Annotated in this window: 13 protein-coding genes; 4 read left to right on the top strand and 9 right to left on the bottom strand. The window is 73.4% G+C overall.

Features of this window, described 5'->3' with window-relative positions; all coding sequences use genetic code 11:
* The first annotated feature begins 74 nt into the window (after positions 1–74).
* A complete protein-coding gene (locus ACFW22_RS26385; protein WP_386409045.1) occupies positions 75–1,559 on the top strand; it encodes a regulator in 1,485 nt (494 codons plus the stop codon).
* Positions 1,560–1,704: 145 nt separating this feature from the next.
* Here ACFW22_RS26385 and ACFW22_RS26390 read toward each other — a convergent pair whose 3' ends face one another.
* Together ACFW22_RS26390 and ACFW22_RS26395 are read right to left on the bottom strand one after the other, a co-directional pair.
* Positions 1,705–3,069 carry an FAD-dependent oxidoreductase gene (locus ACFW22_RS26390; RefSeq protein WP_386409047.1) on the bottom strand — a complete coding sequence of 455 codons (1,365 nt, stop codon included), beginning with the start codon at positions 3,067–3,069 and terminating at the stop codon, positions 1,705–1,707.
* Positions 3,070–3,270: 201 nt separating this feature from the next.
* Positions 3,271–4,191 carry a TIGR01777 family oxidoreductase gene (locus ACFW22_RS26395; protein ID WP_386409049.1) on the bottom strand — a complete coding sequence of 307 codons (921 nt, stop codon included), beginning with the start codon at positions 4,189–4,191 and terminating at the stop codon, positions 3,271–3,273.
* Between the two features lie 39 nt (positions 4,192–4,230).
* Between ACFW22_RS26395 and ACFW22_RS26400 the strand changes: the two genes are divergently transcribed.
* Entirely contained in the window at positions 4,231–4,728 is a 498-nt protein-coding gene (locus tag ACFW22_RS26400; protein ID WP_386409051.1) for a GNAT family N-acetyltransferase, read from the top strand.
* Between the two features lie 21 nt (positions 4,729–4,749).
* Here the strand turns inward: ACFW22_RS26400 and ACFW22_RS26405 are convergent, their stop codons facing one another.
* Positions 4,750–5,457, bottom strand: coding sequence for a TetR/AcrR family transcriptional regulator (locus tag ACFW22_RS26405; RefSeq protein ID WP_386409053.1), 708 nt, complete (start codon positions 5,455–5,457; stop codon positions 4,750–4,752).
* 119 nt (positions 5,458–5,576) lie between these two features.
* Between ACFW22_RS26405 and ACFW22_RS26410 the strand changes: the two genes are divergently transcribed.
* Complete coding sequence (locus tag ACFW22_RS26410) at positions 5,577–6,371, top strand: SDR family NAD(P)-dependent oxidoreductase (protein ID WP_386409055.1); 795 nt, start codon at positions 5,577–5,579, stop codon at positions 6,369–6,371.
* An 81-nt stretch (positions 6,372–6,452) separates the two neighbouring features.
* Here the strand turns inward: ACFW22_RS26410 and ACFW22_RS26415 are convergent, their stop codons facing one another.
* A complete protein-coding gene (locus ACFW22_RS26415) occupies positions 6,453–6,974 on the bottom strand; it encodes a DUF4240 domain-containing protein (protein ID WP_386409101.1) in 522 nt (173 codons plus the stop codon).
* Positions 6,975–7,073: 99 nt separating this feature from the next.
* Between ACFW22_RS26415 and ACFW22_RS26420 the strand changes: the two genes are divergently transcribed.
* Complete coding sequence (locus tag ACFW22_RS26420; protein WP_386409057.1) at positions 7,074–8,000, top strand: SDR family oxidoreductase; 927 nt, start codon at positions 7,074–7,076, stop codon at positions 7,998–8,000.
* 75 nt (positions 8,001–8,075) lie between these two features.
* Here the strand turns inward: ACFW22_RS26420 and ACFW22_RS26425 are convergent, their stop codons facing one another.
* The 5 genes from ACFW22_RS26425 to lpdA all read right to left on the bottom strand — a co-directional run bounded on the left by ACFW22_RS26425 (position 8,076) and on the right by lpdA (position 16,114).
* Positions 8,076–9,044: a helix-turn-helix transcriptional regulator gene (locus ACFW22_RS26425; protein ID WP_386409103.1), complete on the bottom strand. Its 969-nt coding sequence runs from the start codon at positions 9,042–9,044 to the stop codon at positions 8,076–8,078.
* Positions 9,045–9,181: 137 nt separating this feature from the next.
* A complete protein-coding gene (gene aceE / locus ACFW22_RS26430; protein WP_386409059.1) occupies positions 9,182–11,887 on the bottom strand; it encodes a pyruvate dehydrogenase (acetyl-transferring), homodimeric type in 2,706 nt (901 codons plus the stop codon).
* 291 nt (positions 11,888–12,178) lie between these two features.
* Positions 12,179–12,802 carry a GntR family transcriptional regulator gene (locus tag ACFW22_RS26435; protein WP_190102521.1) on the bottom strand — a complete coding sequence of 208 codons (624 nt, stop codon included), beginning with the start codon at positions 12,800–12,802 and terminating at the stop codon, positions 12,179–12,181.
* 118 nt (positions 12,803–12,920) lie between these two features.
* Entirely contained in the window at positions 12,921–14,663 is a 1,743-nt protein-coding gene (gene sucB / locus ACFW22_RS26440) for a 2-oxoglutarate dehydrogenase, E2 component, dihydrolipoamide succinyltransferase (RefSeq protein WP_386409062.1), read from the bottom strand.
* A 62-nt stretch (positions 14,664–14,725) separates the two neighbouring features.
* On the bottom strand, positions 14,726–16,114 hold the full coding sequence (lpdA, locus tag ACFW22_RS26445; protein ID WP_384886916.1) for a dihydrolipoyl dehydrogenase: 1,389 nt from the start codon (positions 16,112–16,114) through the stop codon (positions 14,726–14,728).
* Positions 16,115–16,170 lie beyond the last annotated feature (56 nt).

Raw genomic sequence — 16,170 nt, forward strand, 5'->3', positions numbered from 1 at the left:
CTAAATTCGCGCCGTTCCACGAGGGTCCGACGGGACTGTCGCCCGGACCCGGAAGGCAGGAGACCGTACAGCTGATGACGGAACGACCACCGCAGCGCATCCCGAACCGCCAGCTCGCCGCGCTCATCGCCGAGGCCGGGTTCTCGAACGCGGGCCTCGCCAGACGGGTCGATCAGCTCGGTCTGGAACACGGGCTCGACCTGCGGTACGACAAGACTTCCGTGACCCGCTGGCTCCGCGGCCAACAGCCGCGCGGCACCACCCCCGCCCTGATCGCCGAGGTCTTCACCCGTCGCCTCGGGCGCCGCCTCTCCGCCCAGGACCTCGGCCTCGACGCCTGCGCGCCCGTCTACGCGGGCCTGGAGTTCGCCGCCACCCCCGAAGAGGCCGTCGACATCGTCAGCGGCCTGTGGCGCAAGGACTCAGGCAGCCACGCCGAACTCCGCAAGATCGCCTTCACCCCGGCCGGTCTGGTCGTTCCCAGCAGGGACTGGTTGATCGGCCGGGCCGACGAGCGCGTCGGCCGCGGGGAGCTCCCGCCAGGCCCCGCCGCCCGCCCGTCGGCCCCGAACCAAACCCCCGCCCACGACCCGCGGGTTCCGCCCCAGGGCCGCTCCTCCGTGCCCCGCCAACGGAGCACGGACCGGGGGCCCGGCCAGCGGGTCTCCAGCGGGGACATCGCCGCCCTCCGCTCCGTGGGCGAGCTCTTCCGCACCCTCGACCACGCCTACGGCGGGGGGCACGCCCGCCAGGCCCTCGTCCGCTACCTGGAGCACGAGGCCGAGCCGATGCTGCGCGGCACGTACGGGGAAGCCACCGGCCGCCGCCTCTTCGCCGCGACCGCCGACCTCACCCGACTCGCCGGCTGGACCTCCTACGACATCGCCGCCCACGGCCTGGCCCAGCGGTACTTCGTCCAGTCGCTGCGCCTCGCCCAGGCCGCCGGGGACCGGGCCTACGGCTCGTACGTGCTCCTCACCATGAGCTGCCAGGCCGTCTACCTCGGCCACGGGCGGGAGGCCGTGCAGCTCGCCCGGGTCGCCCAGCAGGGCGTCGGGCCCGCCGCGCCCCCCGTCGTCCAGTCGATGCTGCACGCCGTGGAGGCGCGGGGCCATGCGGTCCTCGGGGAGGCCCGGGCGTGCAGTGCCTCTCTGGTCCGCGCCGAGCGGGCCCTGGAGACGGCCCGGCCCGGTGACGAGGTGCCGTACTGGGCCCGGATGTTCGACGAGGCCCAGCTCGCCGACGAGTTGGGCCATTGCCACCGGGACCTCCAGCAGTACCGGGCCGCCGCCCAGCACGCCGAGCGCGCCCTCCAGCTCCGCGCCCCCGGCTTCGCCCGTAGCCGCCTCTTCTGCCGGGTCGTCCTCGCCAGCGCACGCCTTGCCCTGGGAGAGCTCGACCAGGCGTGCGCGCTGGGCGCGGAGGCGGCGCAGCAGGCCGCGGAGATGCGGTCGGCGCGGGCCGTGGAGTACGTGCGCGACTTCGAGCGCCGTCTGGAGCCCTACCGCGATGCGGCGGCGGCCCGCAGCTACCGGGACCGGGTGGCGGCCATCGGCTGACGGGCCCGTCGGGCCGGGCGGGCCCGCGCATCGGGGGCGGCGCCCGGCCCGGCGAGCCCGCCCGTGGCGGCCCGGCACGGCCCTGCCGGTCGGCTCCCCTCCCGCGCGCCGGGCGGGGAGCCGACCGGGCCCGGTTCCGGCGGGGTCAGGCCGCCCCGCTCGCCGGCACCGCCCGGGGGAGGCGGACGCCGAGGTCGGCCAGCAGGGCGGTCGCGGCGCGCCGGGCCGAGCCCAGCGAGCCCTGGACGGTGCTGGTGTCGCGGTGGTCCCCGCAGACGTACAGGCCGGCCAGCAGCCGCACCGAGCGGCGGTCGTCGTGGGGCGGGGGCATCGCCGGAACCGCGTCCGGGGTGTGGTGGAGGGCGAGCAGCTCCCAGTCGTCCGTCGACGTGCCGTAGAGCGTGGCCAGGTGTTTGCGGACCCGGCGCTCCGTGTCGTCCGGGGGCGCCCCGAGCACCGTCGAGGTGATCAGGGTGCGGCCGGCCGGAGCGCGGGACGGGTCGACCGCGCTCATCACCGCCGTGTGGGCCACCGGCCCGCCCGGGTCGGACTCCAGGAGCAGCGTCGGGTCCGTGGTGGGCGGCAGCGGGGCCGTGTGGTGGAGGACCGTGACGGGGTGGAAGCCGGGCACCCGCAGTCCCGGAAGGAGTTCTGCCGCCGCCCGGGCCCCGGTGGCCAGGAGTACCGAACGGCAGCCGAGGACGCCGTGCTCGGCCGTGACGACCCGGGCGACGGACACGTCCGTGACCCGGACGCCGGTACGGACGGTGCCCGGGGGCAGTGCGGCGGCCAAGAGCTCCGGGAGCGCCGCCGAACCGCCCGCGGGCACGGCGGGCCGCCCCAGGGCGAAGGCCCGGAGGGCGAGGTCCGCACGGCGGCTCGACGTGGTGAGGTCGGGGTCGGCCAGGAGCGCGGCGAGCAGGGGCCGCAGCACTCCCTGGACGGTGCGGGCCGGCAGCCGTGCGGACAGGGCCTCCCGTGCGCTCCGCTCGGGGCGCGTCAACAGCCGCTGGGCCGGGGTCGCGGCGAGTCGGACGAGGGACGTTCCCAGCCGGGCCTGGTCGAGCGAAGCGCTCGGATTGCGGGGGGCGCTCGCAAGGGCGCGCGCCACGCTGAACGCTCCCCCCACGCCCCGGTGGACCCCGCCGCTCCGGTGGCCGCCCGCCCGGCGCGGGTGCGGAACGCCCCACCGGCCGTACCGACCGTCGCTGTGCACGAGCACCCCGGGGGCGAACGGCCGCAGCGCGAGCCCGTCGAGCCCCGGCGTCGCCCGCAGGTCCTCGGGCGAGAGGGTGAGCAGCGGTCCCACCCGGTCGAGCCGGAAGCCGTCCACCGAATCGGTGGCCAGCCGGCCGCCGAGCTGCGGCTCCGCCTCCAGGACGGCGACGGTGAGCTCGGCGTCGATGAGTTCGCGGGCAGCCGCGAGCCCCGCGATGCCGGCTCCCACGATGACGACGTCGACGGACTCCCCGACGTCCCTGTGCTGTGCGCTACTTGCGGTACTGAGCACGTGCCCCTCCCCAGGTCGGCGCCGCCGGTGGGATGCCTTATGCCCCCAACCGGCCACCGGAATGCCGGAGTTCGCAGTTCGTATCGAGCGGTGGGCATCGAGCCTAGGCAGCGCTCCCACGGAAGTCGTCCCGCGCGCGGCGGGGTGCACGCAGCACGGGGGAGCACAGGGGCCGGCCGAGGGGGTCGGGGCGGCCCGCGGTCAGCGCGAGGCCGCCCGGATCGAGTCCTCGATCGTCGGGAAGGCGAAGTCGAATCCGGTCTCCAACAGGCGCCCGGGGAGCACCCGCTGACTGCCCAGCACGTCCTGGGCGAAGTCGCCGAGGACGAGCTTCAGCGCCGGGGCGGGCACCGCGAAGAGGGTCGGTCGGCGCAGCACCCGGCCCATGGCCGCCGTCACTTCGCGGTTGGTGACCGGCTCGGGGGCCGTCAGGTTCACGGGCCCCGACAGGGACGGCGTGTCGACGAGGTGGCGCAGGGCGGCCACCTCGTCGTGCAGGGAGATGTACGACCAGTACTGGCGGCCGTCGCCCATCCGGCCGCCGAGCCCGGCGCGGAAGATCGGGAAGAGCCGCCCCCACGCCCCGCCCTCCCGGGCCACCACCAGCCCCGTGCGGGCGTACGTGACCCGGATGCCGGCCTCCTCGGCCGGCGCGGCGGCGGCCTCCCACTCCACGCAGACCGAGGGCAGGAAGCCCGCGCCGGCGGGCGCGCTCTCGTCCACCGCGCGGGTGCCGGTGTCCCCGTAGAAACCGAGCGCCGTGCCGCAGACCAGTGCCTCCGGGGGGTCCGCGAGGGAGGCGAGCGCCCGGGCGATCGCGGTGGTCCCGAGCACCCGGCTGTCGCGGATCTCCTTCTTGTACTCCTCGTTCCAGCGCCGTTCGCCGACGCCCGCGCCCGCCAGGTGCACGACCGCGTCCACGCCGACGAGCCCGGCGGCGTCCACGTGCAGCCGTTTCGGATCCCACTCCACCTCGTCGGCGGTGCGGGCCGGGCGGCGGACGAGACGGAGGACGTCATGGCCGTCGGCGCGCAGGGAACGGACCAGGGCCGAGCCGATGAGCCCGGAGGCGCCGGTGACGGCGACGCGCTTGCGGAGGACGGAACGCTGCATGTCCACCATCCTGCCCTCCCCGGGCCGGTGCATGGCACAGTGACCACCATGATCGTGTCGGAGACGCAGATAAGGACGGCCGTCCAGGGCGACGACGCCGCACTCGCCGAGCTCGACCGGGTCACCTGGTCACCCCTCCACGCGGTGCAACCCGCGCCCGGGCCGGAGGAACCCTTCTTCGACGCGCGCCACGTGCCCGGGGACTACCTCGTGGCGGTGCGCGGGGGAGGGCTCGTCGGCTACGTACGGGTGGTGCCGTCGACACCGCTCGCCGCCAACTCCCACGTCCGCCAGATCCAGGGCCTGGCGGTCGCCGAAGCGGCCCGGGGCCAGGGCGTCGGCCGAGAGCTGCTCCGGGCCGCGATGGACCGGGCCCGGGCCCAGGGGGCCGTCCGGATCACCCTGCGGGTCCTCGGGCACAACGGGCCGGCCCGTGCGCTCTACGCCTCCGAGGGCTTCGCGGTCGAGGGCGTGCTGCCGGGGGAGTTCCTGCTCGACGGGGCGTACGTGGACGACGTGCTCATGGGCCGCCTGTTGGCCGGCTGAGGCCGGGGCGGCGGCCGACCGTCACGCCCGGAGGTCCGCCGGCCCTTCCGGCGCGGCGGTCCCGTGCCCGCCGTCGCTGCCGGGCCCCATCAGTCGGATGCCGCCGATCAGCTCGCGCAGACAACGGACGGCGAGGGCGGCCGGTGCCCCGGCGTCGTCCTCCGGCGCCTCCGCCCAGCTCTCCAGGGCGATCCGGACGGCATCGGTGGCCGCTGCCGCGGCGAGCCGCACCTCCAGCGGGGTGGCGTCCGGTCCGGCGAGCGCGCCGAGGACCCCGCGCAGCCGCTCTTCGGACTCCTGGTTGACCCGGTACCAGACGGCCCGGAGCGCGGGGTCCCCGGCGGCGGCCCGCAGCAGTCCGCGCGTCCAGTGCAGCGCCTCCGCCTCCGCGTCGGTCTCCGGGGTCAGCGATGCGGCGATCGAGCGCTCCAGGGCTTCCGGAAGGCCGGCCCGGCCCTCCGTCGCCGTCGCCGCGAGCTGCTCCCGCCACCGGTCGGCGCCGCTCGCGAGGAGCGGTGCGACGGCGTCCTGCTTGGAGCGGAAGTAGCGGTAGAAGGTGCGCAGGGCGACCCCGGCCCGTCGTGCGATCTCCTCGGCGGTGGTCCCGTCGGGGCCGTGCTCGGCGAAGAGCTCGGCGGCGGCACGGGCGATGTCCAGCTGGGTGGCGGCCTTCCGGCGCTCCGTCAGTGAGGGGGAGGGGGGCGCGGCGCCCTTCGACTTGGTGCTCACCCCACGAAGCGTACGCCCGCGGATGTCGTACGTGCGCGAGGTGCAGGTGTGGCAAAACGTGCCACTCCGGCGTACCGTGGCGGCGTTCCCAGGAAGCTCGACATCGAGAGGTTGCCGCCATGAACCAGCTGACCCGTTACGAAGGACGCCGCGCGCTCATCACCGGCGGCGGCTCCGGCATAGGCCAGGCCACCGTCCTGCGCGTCCTCGCCGAGGGCGGCCGGGTCGTCGCCGCGGACATCAGCGAGGACGGCCTCAAGGACACCGCAGCCAAGGCCGGGGACGCCGCCGACCGCCTCACCACCGTCGTCGTGGACGTCGCCGACGAGGGCTCCGTACGGGCCGGGGTCGCCGCCGCCGTCGAGGCGCTCGGCGGCCTGGACGTCCTGGTCAACGCGGCGGGCATCCTGCGCTCCTCGCACACCCACGAGACGAGCCTGGAAGCCTTCGAGCAGGTGATCCGGGTCAACCTGACCGGCACCTTCCTGGTGATCCGCGAGGCGATCCCCGCCCTCCTGGAGGGCAACGGCTCCGCCGTCGTGAACTTCTCCTCCACCTCCGCGGTGTTCGCCCACCCCTACATGTCCGCCTACGCGGCCAGCAAGGGCGGCATCCAGTCCATGACCCACGCGCTCGCCGCCGAGTACGCCAAGCAGGGCATCCGCTTCACCGCCGTCCAGCCCGGCTCCATCTCCTCCGGCATGACCGACGGCACCGGCGCCAGCCGCCAGAGCGTCGGCCCGGGCCTCCCGGAGGACACCGACTTCTCGCTCTTCGCGAAGCTCGCCCCCGCCCTCGGACAGGGCTTCGCCGGCCCCGAGACCGTCGCCGGCGTCGTCGCGATGCTCGCCTCCGAGGACGGCGCCTTCATCACCGGCACCGAGGTCCGCATCGACGGCGGCACCCACTTCTGACCGGCCGCCCGGTCCCGCCGGTCCGGGGCGCGCACCCTCCCCGTCCGCGTCCCCGGCCCGCGCGGAGCCGGCATCCCGGGCCTACGCCGAGCCGAAGCGCTCCCACAGCCGCGGGAAGCGGCCCGCGAGCACGTCGTCGTCCTCCAGGTCGAAGGGGGTGCCCAGCGGCTCTCCTCCCGGCATCGGAATGCCCAGGTCGGGAGTCTCGCCGCCGGTCAACTGCTCGTACGCCTCGTCCGCCGCGAAGCCGATCTCCTCGCCGTCCCCGTCGATCTCCACGTCGAAGTCGCCGAGCAGCTCCGCGAGCGCGTCCGGATCGTGCACCGCCCCCTCGTAGACCTCCCGGCCCTGCCCGATCAGCCAGCACCGGAAGGAGTCGAAGACCTCGTCACCGGCCCCGTCGAAGAGCACGGCCGCGGCACCCCACAGCTCCCAGAGGTACGCCCGGTTGTAACGGGCCTCGAAATGGCGCGCGTAGTCGAGCACCGAGTCGGGGTCCAGCCGGGTCAGCCGTTCCACGAGCAGATCGGCCTGCTCCTCGGGGTCGCCCTCGGCGGCCTCGCGGGTGGAGTCGATGATCTCCCAGAACTCGGTCTCGTCCATCACGGGACCAGCATCGTGGCTCGCGGGATCCGACGCACCCGGAAAGCCCGAAATGAATCCGGACAGAAGGTGTCGTACTTTCCTGCCAGCCTGGTGCCCATGACGACGCACGACACACCCCTGAAGGGGCGGATCTGCCTGGTCGCCGGTGCCACCCGGGGCGCCGGACGGGCCATCGCCGTCCAACTCGGCACCGCCGGAGCCACCGTCTACGTCACGGGCCGCACCACCCGAGGGGGACCCAGCGAGGTCGGCCGCACCACCGAGACCATCGAGGAGACCGCCGAACTGGTGACGGCCGCCGGCGGCGAGGGCATCGCCGTCCCCACCGACCACCTGGAGCCCGAACGGGTCCGGGCCCTGGTCGACCGCGTCGACCGGGAGCGCGGCCGTCTCGACGTCCTCGTCAACGACCTCTGGGGCGGCGAGCACCTCATCGGCTCCGCCTTCGGCAGGAAGAGCTGGGAGCTCGACCTCGCCGACGGCCTGCGGATGCTCGAACTCGGCGTGCACACCCATGCGATCACCTCGCACCTCGCGCTTCCGCTGTTGATCCGCAACCCCGGCGGACTCCTCGTCGAGGTCACCGACGGCACCGCCGCCTACAACGGCCCCCGCTTCCGCGAGAACCTCTACTACGACCTCGCCAAGAACGCCCCGATCCGCATGGCCTTCGGCCTCGCGGAGGAGCTGGCGGAGTACGGCGGCACGGCCGTCGCGGTCACTCCCGGCTGGCTCCGGTCCGAGCAGATGCTCGCCTCCTTCGGCGTCACCGAGGAGAACTGGCGCGACGCCCTCGGCAAGGTCCCCGACTTCGGCATCTCCGAGTCGCCCGTCTACGTCGGCCGGGCCGTCGCCGCCCTCGCCGCCGACCCCGAACGGCACCGGTGGACCGGCCGGTCCCTCTCCAGCGGGCACCTGGCGGCCGAGTACGGCTTCACCGACGCCGACGGCTCCCGCCCGGACTGCTGGGGCTTCCTGGTGGCGAAGGAGACCGGAAAGCCCGCGGTGGCCGACCACCGGTAGGGCGGAGGAGCCCGCCGGGCGCTCCCGGGCCGGCCCGTGCGGGCCGTCCGCCCTCCGGGCCGGTCCGCGGACGCCTCAGGAGTACAGCGCGGCCAATCCCCGTGCGGTCGCCGCGAACCGCTCCCGGAGCGCGGCCGGGGCGAGCACCTCCGCGTCCGCACCGAGGCCGAGGAGCTGGCCGAGGGCGACCTCCTCGCTCTCCACCCGGAGCCGCACCGTCACCCGGTCGTCGTCCCCGTCCCGGACGGCCGACGCCAGCGCCTCCCCGGCCGCTCCGCGGTCCGTGACGTGCGGCAACCGGTCGGCGCCCGCCGGTGAGAGCCGCAGCACCACCTCGGCCCGCAACAGCGAGCGGGCGAACTCCGCCGACCGCTCCTCCCAGAACGCGGACAGCTCGAAGTCCGGGTCCCGGTCGAACCGCTCCCCGGCCGCCTCCACCGCAGTGAACCGGTCCACCCGGTAGGTGCGGACGACGGAACCGGAACGCGCGCACACGTACCAGACGCCCGCCTTGAGGACGAGGCCGTACGGTTCGAGCCGCCGTTCCACCTCCGTCCCGTCCCCGCGCCGGTACCGGGCCGACAGCCGCCGGTCGTCCCACACCGCCTCCGCCACCGGGGGGAGCAGCTCCGGGGTCTCCGGCTCCTGGTACCACCCGGGTGCATCCAGGTGGAAGCGCCGGGTCGCCGACTCGTGTGCGTCCCGCAGCGAGGGCAGCAGCGCCGCCGACACCTTCAGCCGGGCCGCCGAAGCCGCGTCCGCGAGCCCCATGTCCCGCAGGGCGCCCGGCAGCCCCGACAGGAACAGGGCCTCGGCCTCGCCGCGCGCCAGCCCCGTGAGGCGCGTGCGGTACCCGCCGACCAGCCGGTAGCCACCTGCCCTGCCCCGGGCCGCGTACACCGGCACCCCCGCCTCCGACAGGGCGAGCGCGTCCCGGGCCACGGTCCGCTCCGACACCTCCAGCTCGGCGGCCAGTGCGGCGGCCGTCATCGACGGACGCGACTGGAGGAGCAGGACCATCTTGATGAGGCGGGCGGCGCGCATGGGCTCCACCCTCCCATCCTCCGGAGGCCCGGGCTCCGGCCCCCGCCCCGGAGCCGAGGACCGCCACGGTACGGCCGAGGGGCCGTGCCCCGTACGGTCTCGTACGAAGCACGGCCCCTCGATCGTGGCGGTCGGCCCTACAGGCCGTAGCGCTCGCGCGCCTCCTTGACGGCCGTCGCCCGGACCTCGCCGCGGCGGGCCAGCTGGGCCAGCGCCGCGACGACGATCGACTGGGCGTCGACGCCGAAGTGGCGGCGGGCCGCGTCGCGGGTGTCCGAGAGGCCGAAGCCGTCGGCGCCCAGCGAGGTGTAGTCCTGCTCGATCCACTGCGCGATCTGGTCCGGGACCTGGCGCATGTAGTCGGAGACCGCGAGGACCGGGGAGTCGACGCCCTCCAGGGCCCGGCGCACGTACGGCACCTGCTCCTCGCCCCGCAGCAGCGCCGCGTCCGCCTCCAGGGCATCGCGCCGCAGCTCCGTCCAGGAGGTCGCGGACCACACGTCGGCGGCCACGCCCCACTCGGCGGCGAGCAGCTTCTGCGCCTCCAGGGCCCAGTGGATGGCCGTGCCGGAGGAGAGCAGCTGGATCCGCGCGGCGTTCGCCGGCAGGTCGAGACCGGCCGACTCCGCCGTGTTGAAGCGGTAGAGGCCCTTGATGATGCCCTCGTCGACCCCGGACGGCTTGGCCGGCTGCGGCATCGGCTCGTTGTAGACCGTCAGGTAGTAGAAGACGTCCCGGTCCTCGCCCTCGGCGGCCTCGCCGTACATCCGGCGCAGCCCCTCCTTGACGATGACCGCGACCTCGTAGGCGAACGCCGGGTCGTACGTCAGCGCGGCCGGGTTCGTCGCGGCGATCACCGGCGAATGGCCGTCGGCGTGCTGGAGGCCCTCACCGGTCAGGGTGGTGCGGCCGGCGGTCGCGCCGACGAGGAAGCCGCGGCCGAGCTGGTCGCCGAGCTGCCACATCTGGTCGGCGGTCCGCTGCCAGCCGAACATCGAGTAGAAGATGTAGAAGGGGATCATCGCTTCGCCGTGCGTCGCGTAGGCGGTGGACGCGGCGATGAAGTCGGCCATCGAGCCGGCTTCGGTGATGCCCTCGTTCAGGATCTGGCCGTTGACGGCTTCCTTGTAGTACATCAGCTGGTCGCGGTCGACCGGCTCGTACGTCTGGCCCTTCGGTGAGTAGATGCCCAGCGACGGAAACAGCGACTCCATGCCGAAGGTGCGGGCCTCGTCCGGCACGATCGGGACCCAGCGCTTGCCGGTCTCCTTGTCGCGGATCAGGTCCTTCATCAGGCGCACGAACGCCATCGTCGTGGCCATCGACTGCGCGCCGGAGCCCTTGTCGAAGGCGGCGAAGGCCTTCTCGGCCGGGGCCGGCAGCGGGGCGAGCGCATGGGTGCGGCGGGCCGGGGCCGGACCGCCGAGGGCCGCGCGGCGCTCCTGCAGGTAGCGGACCTCGGGGGAGTCGGCTCCGGGGTGGCCGTACGGCACCTGGCCGTCGACGAACTGCGCGTCCGGGATCGGCAGCTCGAGGAGGTCACGCATGTTCTTGAACTCGTCCGTCGTCAGCTTCTTCATCTGGTGGTTCGCGTTCTTCGACGCGAAGCCCTCACCCAGGGTGAAGCCCTTGACGGTCTGCGCCAGGATGACCGTCGGCGCGCCCTTGAACTCCAGGGCGGCCTTGTAGGCGGCGTACACCTTGCGCGGCTCGTGGCCGCCGCGCGACAGGTGGAAGCACTCCAGGATCTTGTCGTCGCTGAGCAGCTGGGCCATCGCGACGAGCGCCGGGTCCTTGCCGAAGAAGTCCTGGCGGATGTAGGCGGCGTCACGGGTCTGGTACGTCTGGACCTGTGCGTCCGGCACCTCGCGCAGACGGCGGACGAGGGCGCCGGTGGTGTCGAGCGCGAACAGCTCGTCCCAGGCGTTGCCCCACAGCGACTTCACGACGTTCCAGCCGGCGCCGCGGAACTGGGCCTCCAGCTCCTGCACGATCTTGAAGTTGGCGCGGACCGGGCCGTCGAGGCGCTGCAGGTTGCAGTTGATGACGAAGGTCAGGTTGTCCAGGCCTTCGCGGGCGGCCAGGGCGAGGGCGGCGGTCGACTCGGGCTCGTCCATCTCGCCGTCACCGAGGAACGCCCACACGTGCGAGGCGGAGACGTCCTTGATGGAGCGGTTCGTCAGGTAGCGGTTGAAGCGCGCCTGGTAGATCGCGGAGAGCGGGCCGAGGCCCATGGAGACGGTGGGGAACTCCCACAGCCAGGGGAGACGGCGCGGGTGCGGGTAGGAGGGCAGGCCGTTGCCGCCGGACTCCTGCCGGAAGTGGTCGAGGTGGGACTCGTTCAGGCGCCCGTCGAGGAAGGCGCGGGCGTAGATGCCGGGGGAGGCGTGGCCCTGGATGTAGAGCTGGTCGCCGGAACCGTCGGCTTCCTTGCCCTTGAAGAAGTGGTTGAAGCCGGTCTCGTAGAGCCAGGCCGCGGAGGCGAAGGTGGCGATGTGGCCGCCGACGCCGTACTTGGAACCGCGGGTGACCATCGCGGCCGCGTTCCAGCGGTTCCACGCGGTGATCTTCCGCTCCATCTCCTCGTCGCCGCCGAACTCGGCGATCGAGGGTTCGGCGGAGGTGGGGATGGTGTTGACGTAGTCCGTCTCCAGCAGCTTGGGCAGGGCCAGGCCCGCACCCTCGGCGTGCTGGAGCGTGCGGCGCATCAGGTAGGCGGCCCGGTGGGGGCCGGCGGCCTTGGTGACGGCGTCCAGGGAGGCCGCCCACTCGGCGGTCTCCTCGGTGTCACGGTCCGGGAGCTGGTCGAGCTCGCTCGGAATCTTGCCTACGGGATCGGTCATGATCGCCGCCTTCCGGACAGGTGGGTGGAGATGGGTGCCTTGTCTGGCAGGACAGGGCGAAGGGCCGGGTGTGGCCCGCCGAAGACTGTAAACCTACGATCGATGATCGATCAAAGGGTTGAAGGGGAAAACCTCTTCAGATCGAGAAAGTCGGCACAGGGTGCCAACAGAAAGGGCACCCGGTGCCGCGTTGATTCGCCGTTTCCGCAGGTGGGAACGGTCGGCCGAGGAGACGCCCGCACGGATGAGCGGGCCCACCGGCAGGTGGACCCGCTCATCCGCACGGAGGCCTCAGGCCCGTGGCGCGCAACCCAGGACGTGCGCCTTCACCAGGGCGCCGATGTTCGGATCGCCCCGCCGGAAGGCCTCCACCAGCTCCTGGTGCTCCTCTGCGTACGACTTCTGGACCGTGCCGAGCCAGCGGATCGACAGGGCCGTGAAGACCTCGATGCCCAGCGTCTCCCAGGTGTGCAGCAGCACCCCGTTCCCGGCGGCCTTCACCAGCTCCCGGTGGAAGGCGACCGTGTGCCGCACCTGCGCCGTCCCGTCCGAGGCCGCGTCCGCCTCGTACAGGGCCGCCACGTGCGGCTCCAGGGCCGAGCAGTCCGCTGCCAGCCGTCCGGCCGCCAACTCGGCCGCGATCTGCTCCAGGCCGGCCCGCACCGGGTAGCTCTCCTCCAGGTCCGCGGCGGTGAGGTTGCGGACCCGGACGCCCTTGTTGGGCGCCGACTCGATCAGCCGCAACGACTCCAACTCGCGCAGCGCCTCGCGGACGGGGGTCTGGGAGACCTCCAGCTCGGTCGCGATCCGGCGCTCCACGATGCGCTCGCCCGGCTTCCAGCGGCCGCTGACGATCCCCTCCACGATGTGCTCGCGGATCTGCTCGCGCAGCGAGTGGACGACGGGGACGGTCATGAAGCGGCTCCTCGGGGAGTGTTGACCCTTAGACAATACGGCGGCGCCCCCGCCCGGAAACACTTCCGAACGGGGGCGCCGCTGGTGAGGCTCGTTACGTTGCGCCTCGGGGGTCCGGTCAGAGACCGAGGTCGACCTCGAACTCGCCGGCTTCCAGGATCGCCTTGACGGCGGTCAGGTAGCGGGCGGCGTCGGCGCCGTCCACCAGGCGGTGGTCGTAGGACAGCGTCAGGTAGGTCATGTCGCGGACGCCGATGACGGTGCCCTCGGCGGTCTCGATGACGGCCGGACGCTTGACCGTGGCGCCGATGCCCAGGATGGCGACCTGGTTCGGCGGGACGATGATCGTGTCGAACAGCGCACCGCGCGAACCGGTGTTGCTGATGGTGAAGGTCGCACCGGCCAGCTCGTCCGGCGTGATCTTGTTGCCGCGGACCTTGGCGGCCAGGTCGGCCGTGGCCTTGGAGATGCCGGCGATGTTCAGGTCACCCGCGCCCTTGATGACCGGGGTCATCAGGCCCTTCTCGGAGTCCACGGCGATGCCGATGTTCTCCGAGTCGAAGTAGGTGATCGTGCCCTCGTCCTCGTTGATCCGGGCGTTGATGACCGGGTGGGCCTTCAGCGCCTGGGCCGCCGCCTTCACGAAGAACGGCATGGGGGAGAGCTTGACGCCCTCGCGGGCGGCGAAGGCGTCCTTCGCCCGGGCGCGCAGCTTCATCAGCTTGGTGATGTCGACCTCGACGACCGAGGACAGCTGGGCCTGGCCGTGCAGCGCCTTCATCATGTTGTCGCCGATGACCTTGCGCATGCGGGTCATCTTGACCGTCTGGCCGCGCAGCGGGGAGACCTCCAGGGCGGGGGCCTTCGGAGCGGCGGCGGCCGGGGCGGCGGCGGGAGCCGGGGCGGCCTTCTTGGCCTCGGCGGCGGCGAGGACGTCCTGCTTGCGGATGCGACCGCCGACGCCGGAGCCCTTGACCGTGGCCAGGTCGACGCCGTTCTCGGTGGCGAGCTTCCGGACCAGGGGCGTCACGTACGCGCCGTCCTCGGCCGGGGAGGCCGCGGGGGTCGCCGGAACGGGGGTGACCACGGCCGGGGCGATGGACGGGGCGGCCGGAGCCGGGGCGGCAACGGGGGCCGGGGCGGCCGGAGCCGGAGCAGCAACCGGGGCGGCCGGAGCCGGGGCGGCGGCGGGGGCCGGGGCGGCCGGAGCCGGAGCAGCAACCGGGGCGGCCGGAGCCGCAGCCGGAGCGGCACCCGCGGCGCCGATGACGGCCAGCTTCGCGCCGACCTCGGCGGTCTCGTCCTCGCCGACGACGATCTCCAGCAGGACGCCGGAGGCGGGGGCGGGGATCTCGGTGTCGACCTTGTCCGTGGAGACCTCGAGCAGCGGCTCGTCGGCCTCGACGCTCTCGCCGACCGACTTCAGCCAGCGGGTGACGGTGCCCTCGGTGACGGACTCGCCGAGCGCGGGCAGCACGACGTCGGTGCCCTGGGCACCACCGGCCGGGGCGGCGGCCGGAGCCTCGGCCACGGGGGCGGCGGGGGCCGGGGCGGCCGGAGCCTCGGCGGCCGGAGCCGGGGCGGGCTCGGCGGCCGGCGCCGGGGCGGCGGCCGGGGCGCCCGTGCCGTCGTCGATGATGGCGAGCTCGGCGCCGACCTCGACCGTCTCGTCCTCGGCGACCTTGATGGAGGCCAGGATGCCCGAGGCGGGGGCGGGGATCTCGGTGTCGACCTTGTCGGTCGAGACCTCGAGCAGCGGCTCGTCGGCCTCGACGCGCTCGCCCTCGGCCTTGAGCCAGCGGGTGACGGTGCCCTCGGTGACGCTCTCGCCGAGCGCCGGCAGGGTTACGGAAACCGACATGGTTTCAGTTGCTCCTAACGAATTGCGGAAAGTGGTCGTCGCGCCCTGTGATGACGTGAGCGTCAGTCGTGGGAGTGCAGGGGCTTGCCGGCCAGGGCCAGGTGGGCCTCGCCGAGCGCCTCGTTCTGCGTCGGGTGGGCGTGGATGAGCTGCGCGACCTCGGCCGGCAGCGCCTCCCAGTTGTAGATCAGCTGAGCTTCGCCGACCTGCTCGCCCATGCGGTCACCGACCATGTGGACGCCGACCACGGCACCGTCCTTGACCTGGACGAGCTTGATCTCGCCCGCGGTCTTGAGGATCTTGCTCTTGCCGTTGCCCGCGAGGTTGTACTTCAGGGCGACGACCTTGTCCGCGCCGTAGATCTCCTTGGCCTTGGCCTCGGTGATGCCGACGGAGGCGACCTCGGGGTGGCAGTAGGTCACCCGGGGCACGCCGTCGTAGTCGATCGGGACGGCCTTCAGGCCGGCCAGGCGCTCCGCGACGAGGATGCCCTCGGCGAAGCCGACGTGCGCGAGCTGGAGCGTCGGGACGAGGTCGCCCACGGCCGAGATCGTCGGCACGTTGGTGCGCATCTGCTCGTCGACCAGGACGTAGCCGCGGTCCATCGCGACGCCCTGCTCCTCGTAGCCGAGGCCGGCGGAGACCGGGCCGCGGCCGATGGCGACCAGGAGGACCTCGGCCTCGAAGGTCTTGCCGTCGGCCAGGGTGACCTTGACGCCGTTGTCGGTGTACTCGGCGGACTGGAAGAAGGTGCCGAGGTTGAACTTGATGCCGCGCTTGCGGAAGGCCCGCTCGAGGAGCTTCGAGCTGTTCTCGTCCTCGACCGGGACGAGGTGCTTCATGCCCTCGATCACGGTGACGTCGGTGCCGAAGGACTTCCACGCGGAAGCGAACTCGACGCCGATCACGCCGCCGCCGAGGATGATGGCGGACTCCGGGACCCGGTCGAGGGTCAGCGCGTGGTCCGAGGTGATGATCCGGTTGCCGTCGATCTCCAGACCGGGCAGGGACTTCGGCACGGAGCCGGTGGCCAGGAGGACGTGACGGCCCTCGACACGACGGCCGTCCACGTCGACGGAGGTCGGGGAGGACAGGTGGCCGGTGCCCTCGATGTAGGTCACCTTGCGGGAGGCGACGAGCCCCTGCAGCCCCTTGTACAGGCCCGAGATCACGTCGTCCTTGTACTTGTGCACGGCCTTGATGTCGATGCCCTCGAAGGAGGCCTTGACACCGAACTGCTCCGCCTCGCGCGCCTGGTCGGCGACCTCGCCGGCGTGGAGCAGGGCCTTCGTCGGGATGCAGCCGTTGTGCAGGCAGGTGCCGCCGAGCTTGTTCTTCTCGATCAGTGCGACGTCCAGGCCCAGCTGCGCTCCGCGCAGCGCCGCGGCGTAACCGCCGCTACCGCCGCCGAGGATCACTAGGTCGAAAACGGTGCTGGCGTCGTTCGCCACGTCACGTCCTCCATGCATGTGCGCTCGTCGCCGGTCGTCGACGACCTGGCGGCGGC

The sequence above is a fragment of the Streptomyces sp. NPDC058872 genome (assembly GCF_042743065.1).
GTDB lineage: Bacteria > Actinomycetota > Actinomycetes > Streptomycetales > Streptomycetaceae > Streptomyces.

Excerpts from the sequence above, each read along its gene's own strand:
- ACFW22_RS26400 (WP_386409051.1), top strand. The coding sequence starts at position 4,231 with ATGATCGTGTCGGAGACGCAGATAAGGACGGCCGTCCAGGGCGACGAC.
- ACFW22_RS26425 (WP_386409103.1), bottom strand. The coding sequence starts at position 9,044 with ATGCGCGCCGCCCGCCTCATCAAGATGGTCCTGCTCCTCCAGTCGCGT.
- ACFW22_RS26385 (WP_386409045.1), top strand. The coding sequence starts at position 75 with ATGACGGAACGACCACCGCAGCGCATCCCGAACCGCCAGCTCGCCGCG.
- ACFW22_RS26395 (WP_386409049.1), bottom strand. The coding sequence starts at position 4,191 with ATGGTGGACATGCAGCGTTCCGTCCTCCGCAAGCGCGTCGCCGTCACC.
- sucB (WP_386409062.1), bottom strand. The coding sequence starts at position 14,663 with ATGTCGGTTTCCGTAACCCTGCCGGCGCTCGGCGAGAGCGTCACCGAG.
- ACFW22_RS26435 (WP_190102521.1), bottom strand. The coding sequence starts at position 12,802 with ATGACCGTCCCCGTCGTCCACTCGCTGCGCGAGCAGATCCGCGAGCAC.
- ACFW22_RS26410 (WP_386409055.1), top strand. The coding sequence starts at position 5,577 with ATGAACCAGCTGACCCGTTACGAAGGACGCCGCGCGCTCATCACCGGC.
- ACFW22_RS26415 (WP_386409101.1), bottom strand. The coding sequence starts at position 6,974 with ATGGACGAGACCGAGTTCTGGGAGATCATCGACTCCACCCGCGAGGCC.
- aceE (WP_386409059.1), bottom strand. The coding sequence starts at position 11,887 with ATGACCGATCCCGTAGGCAAGATTCCGAGCGAGCTCGACCAGCTCCCG.
- ACFW22_RS26420 (WP_386409057.1), top strand. The coding sequence starts at position 7,074 with ATGACGACGCACGACACACCCCTGAAGGGGCGGATCTGCCTGGTCGCC.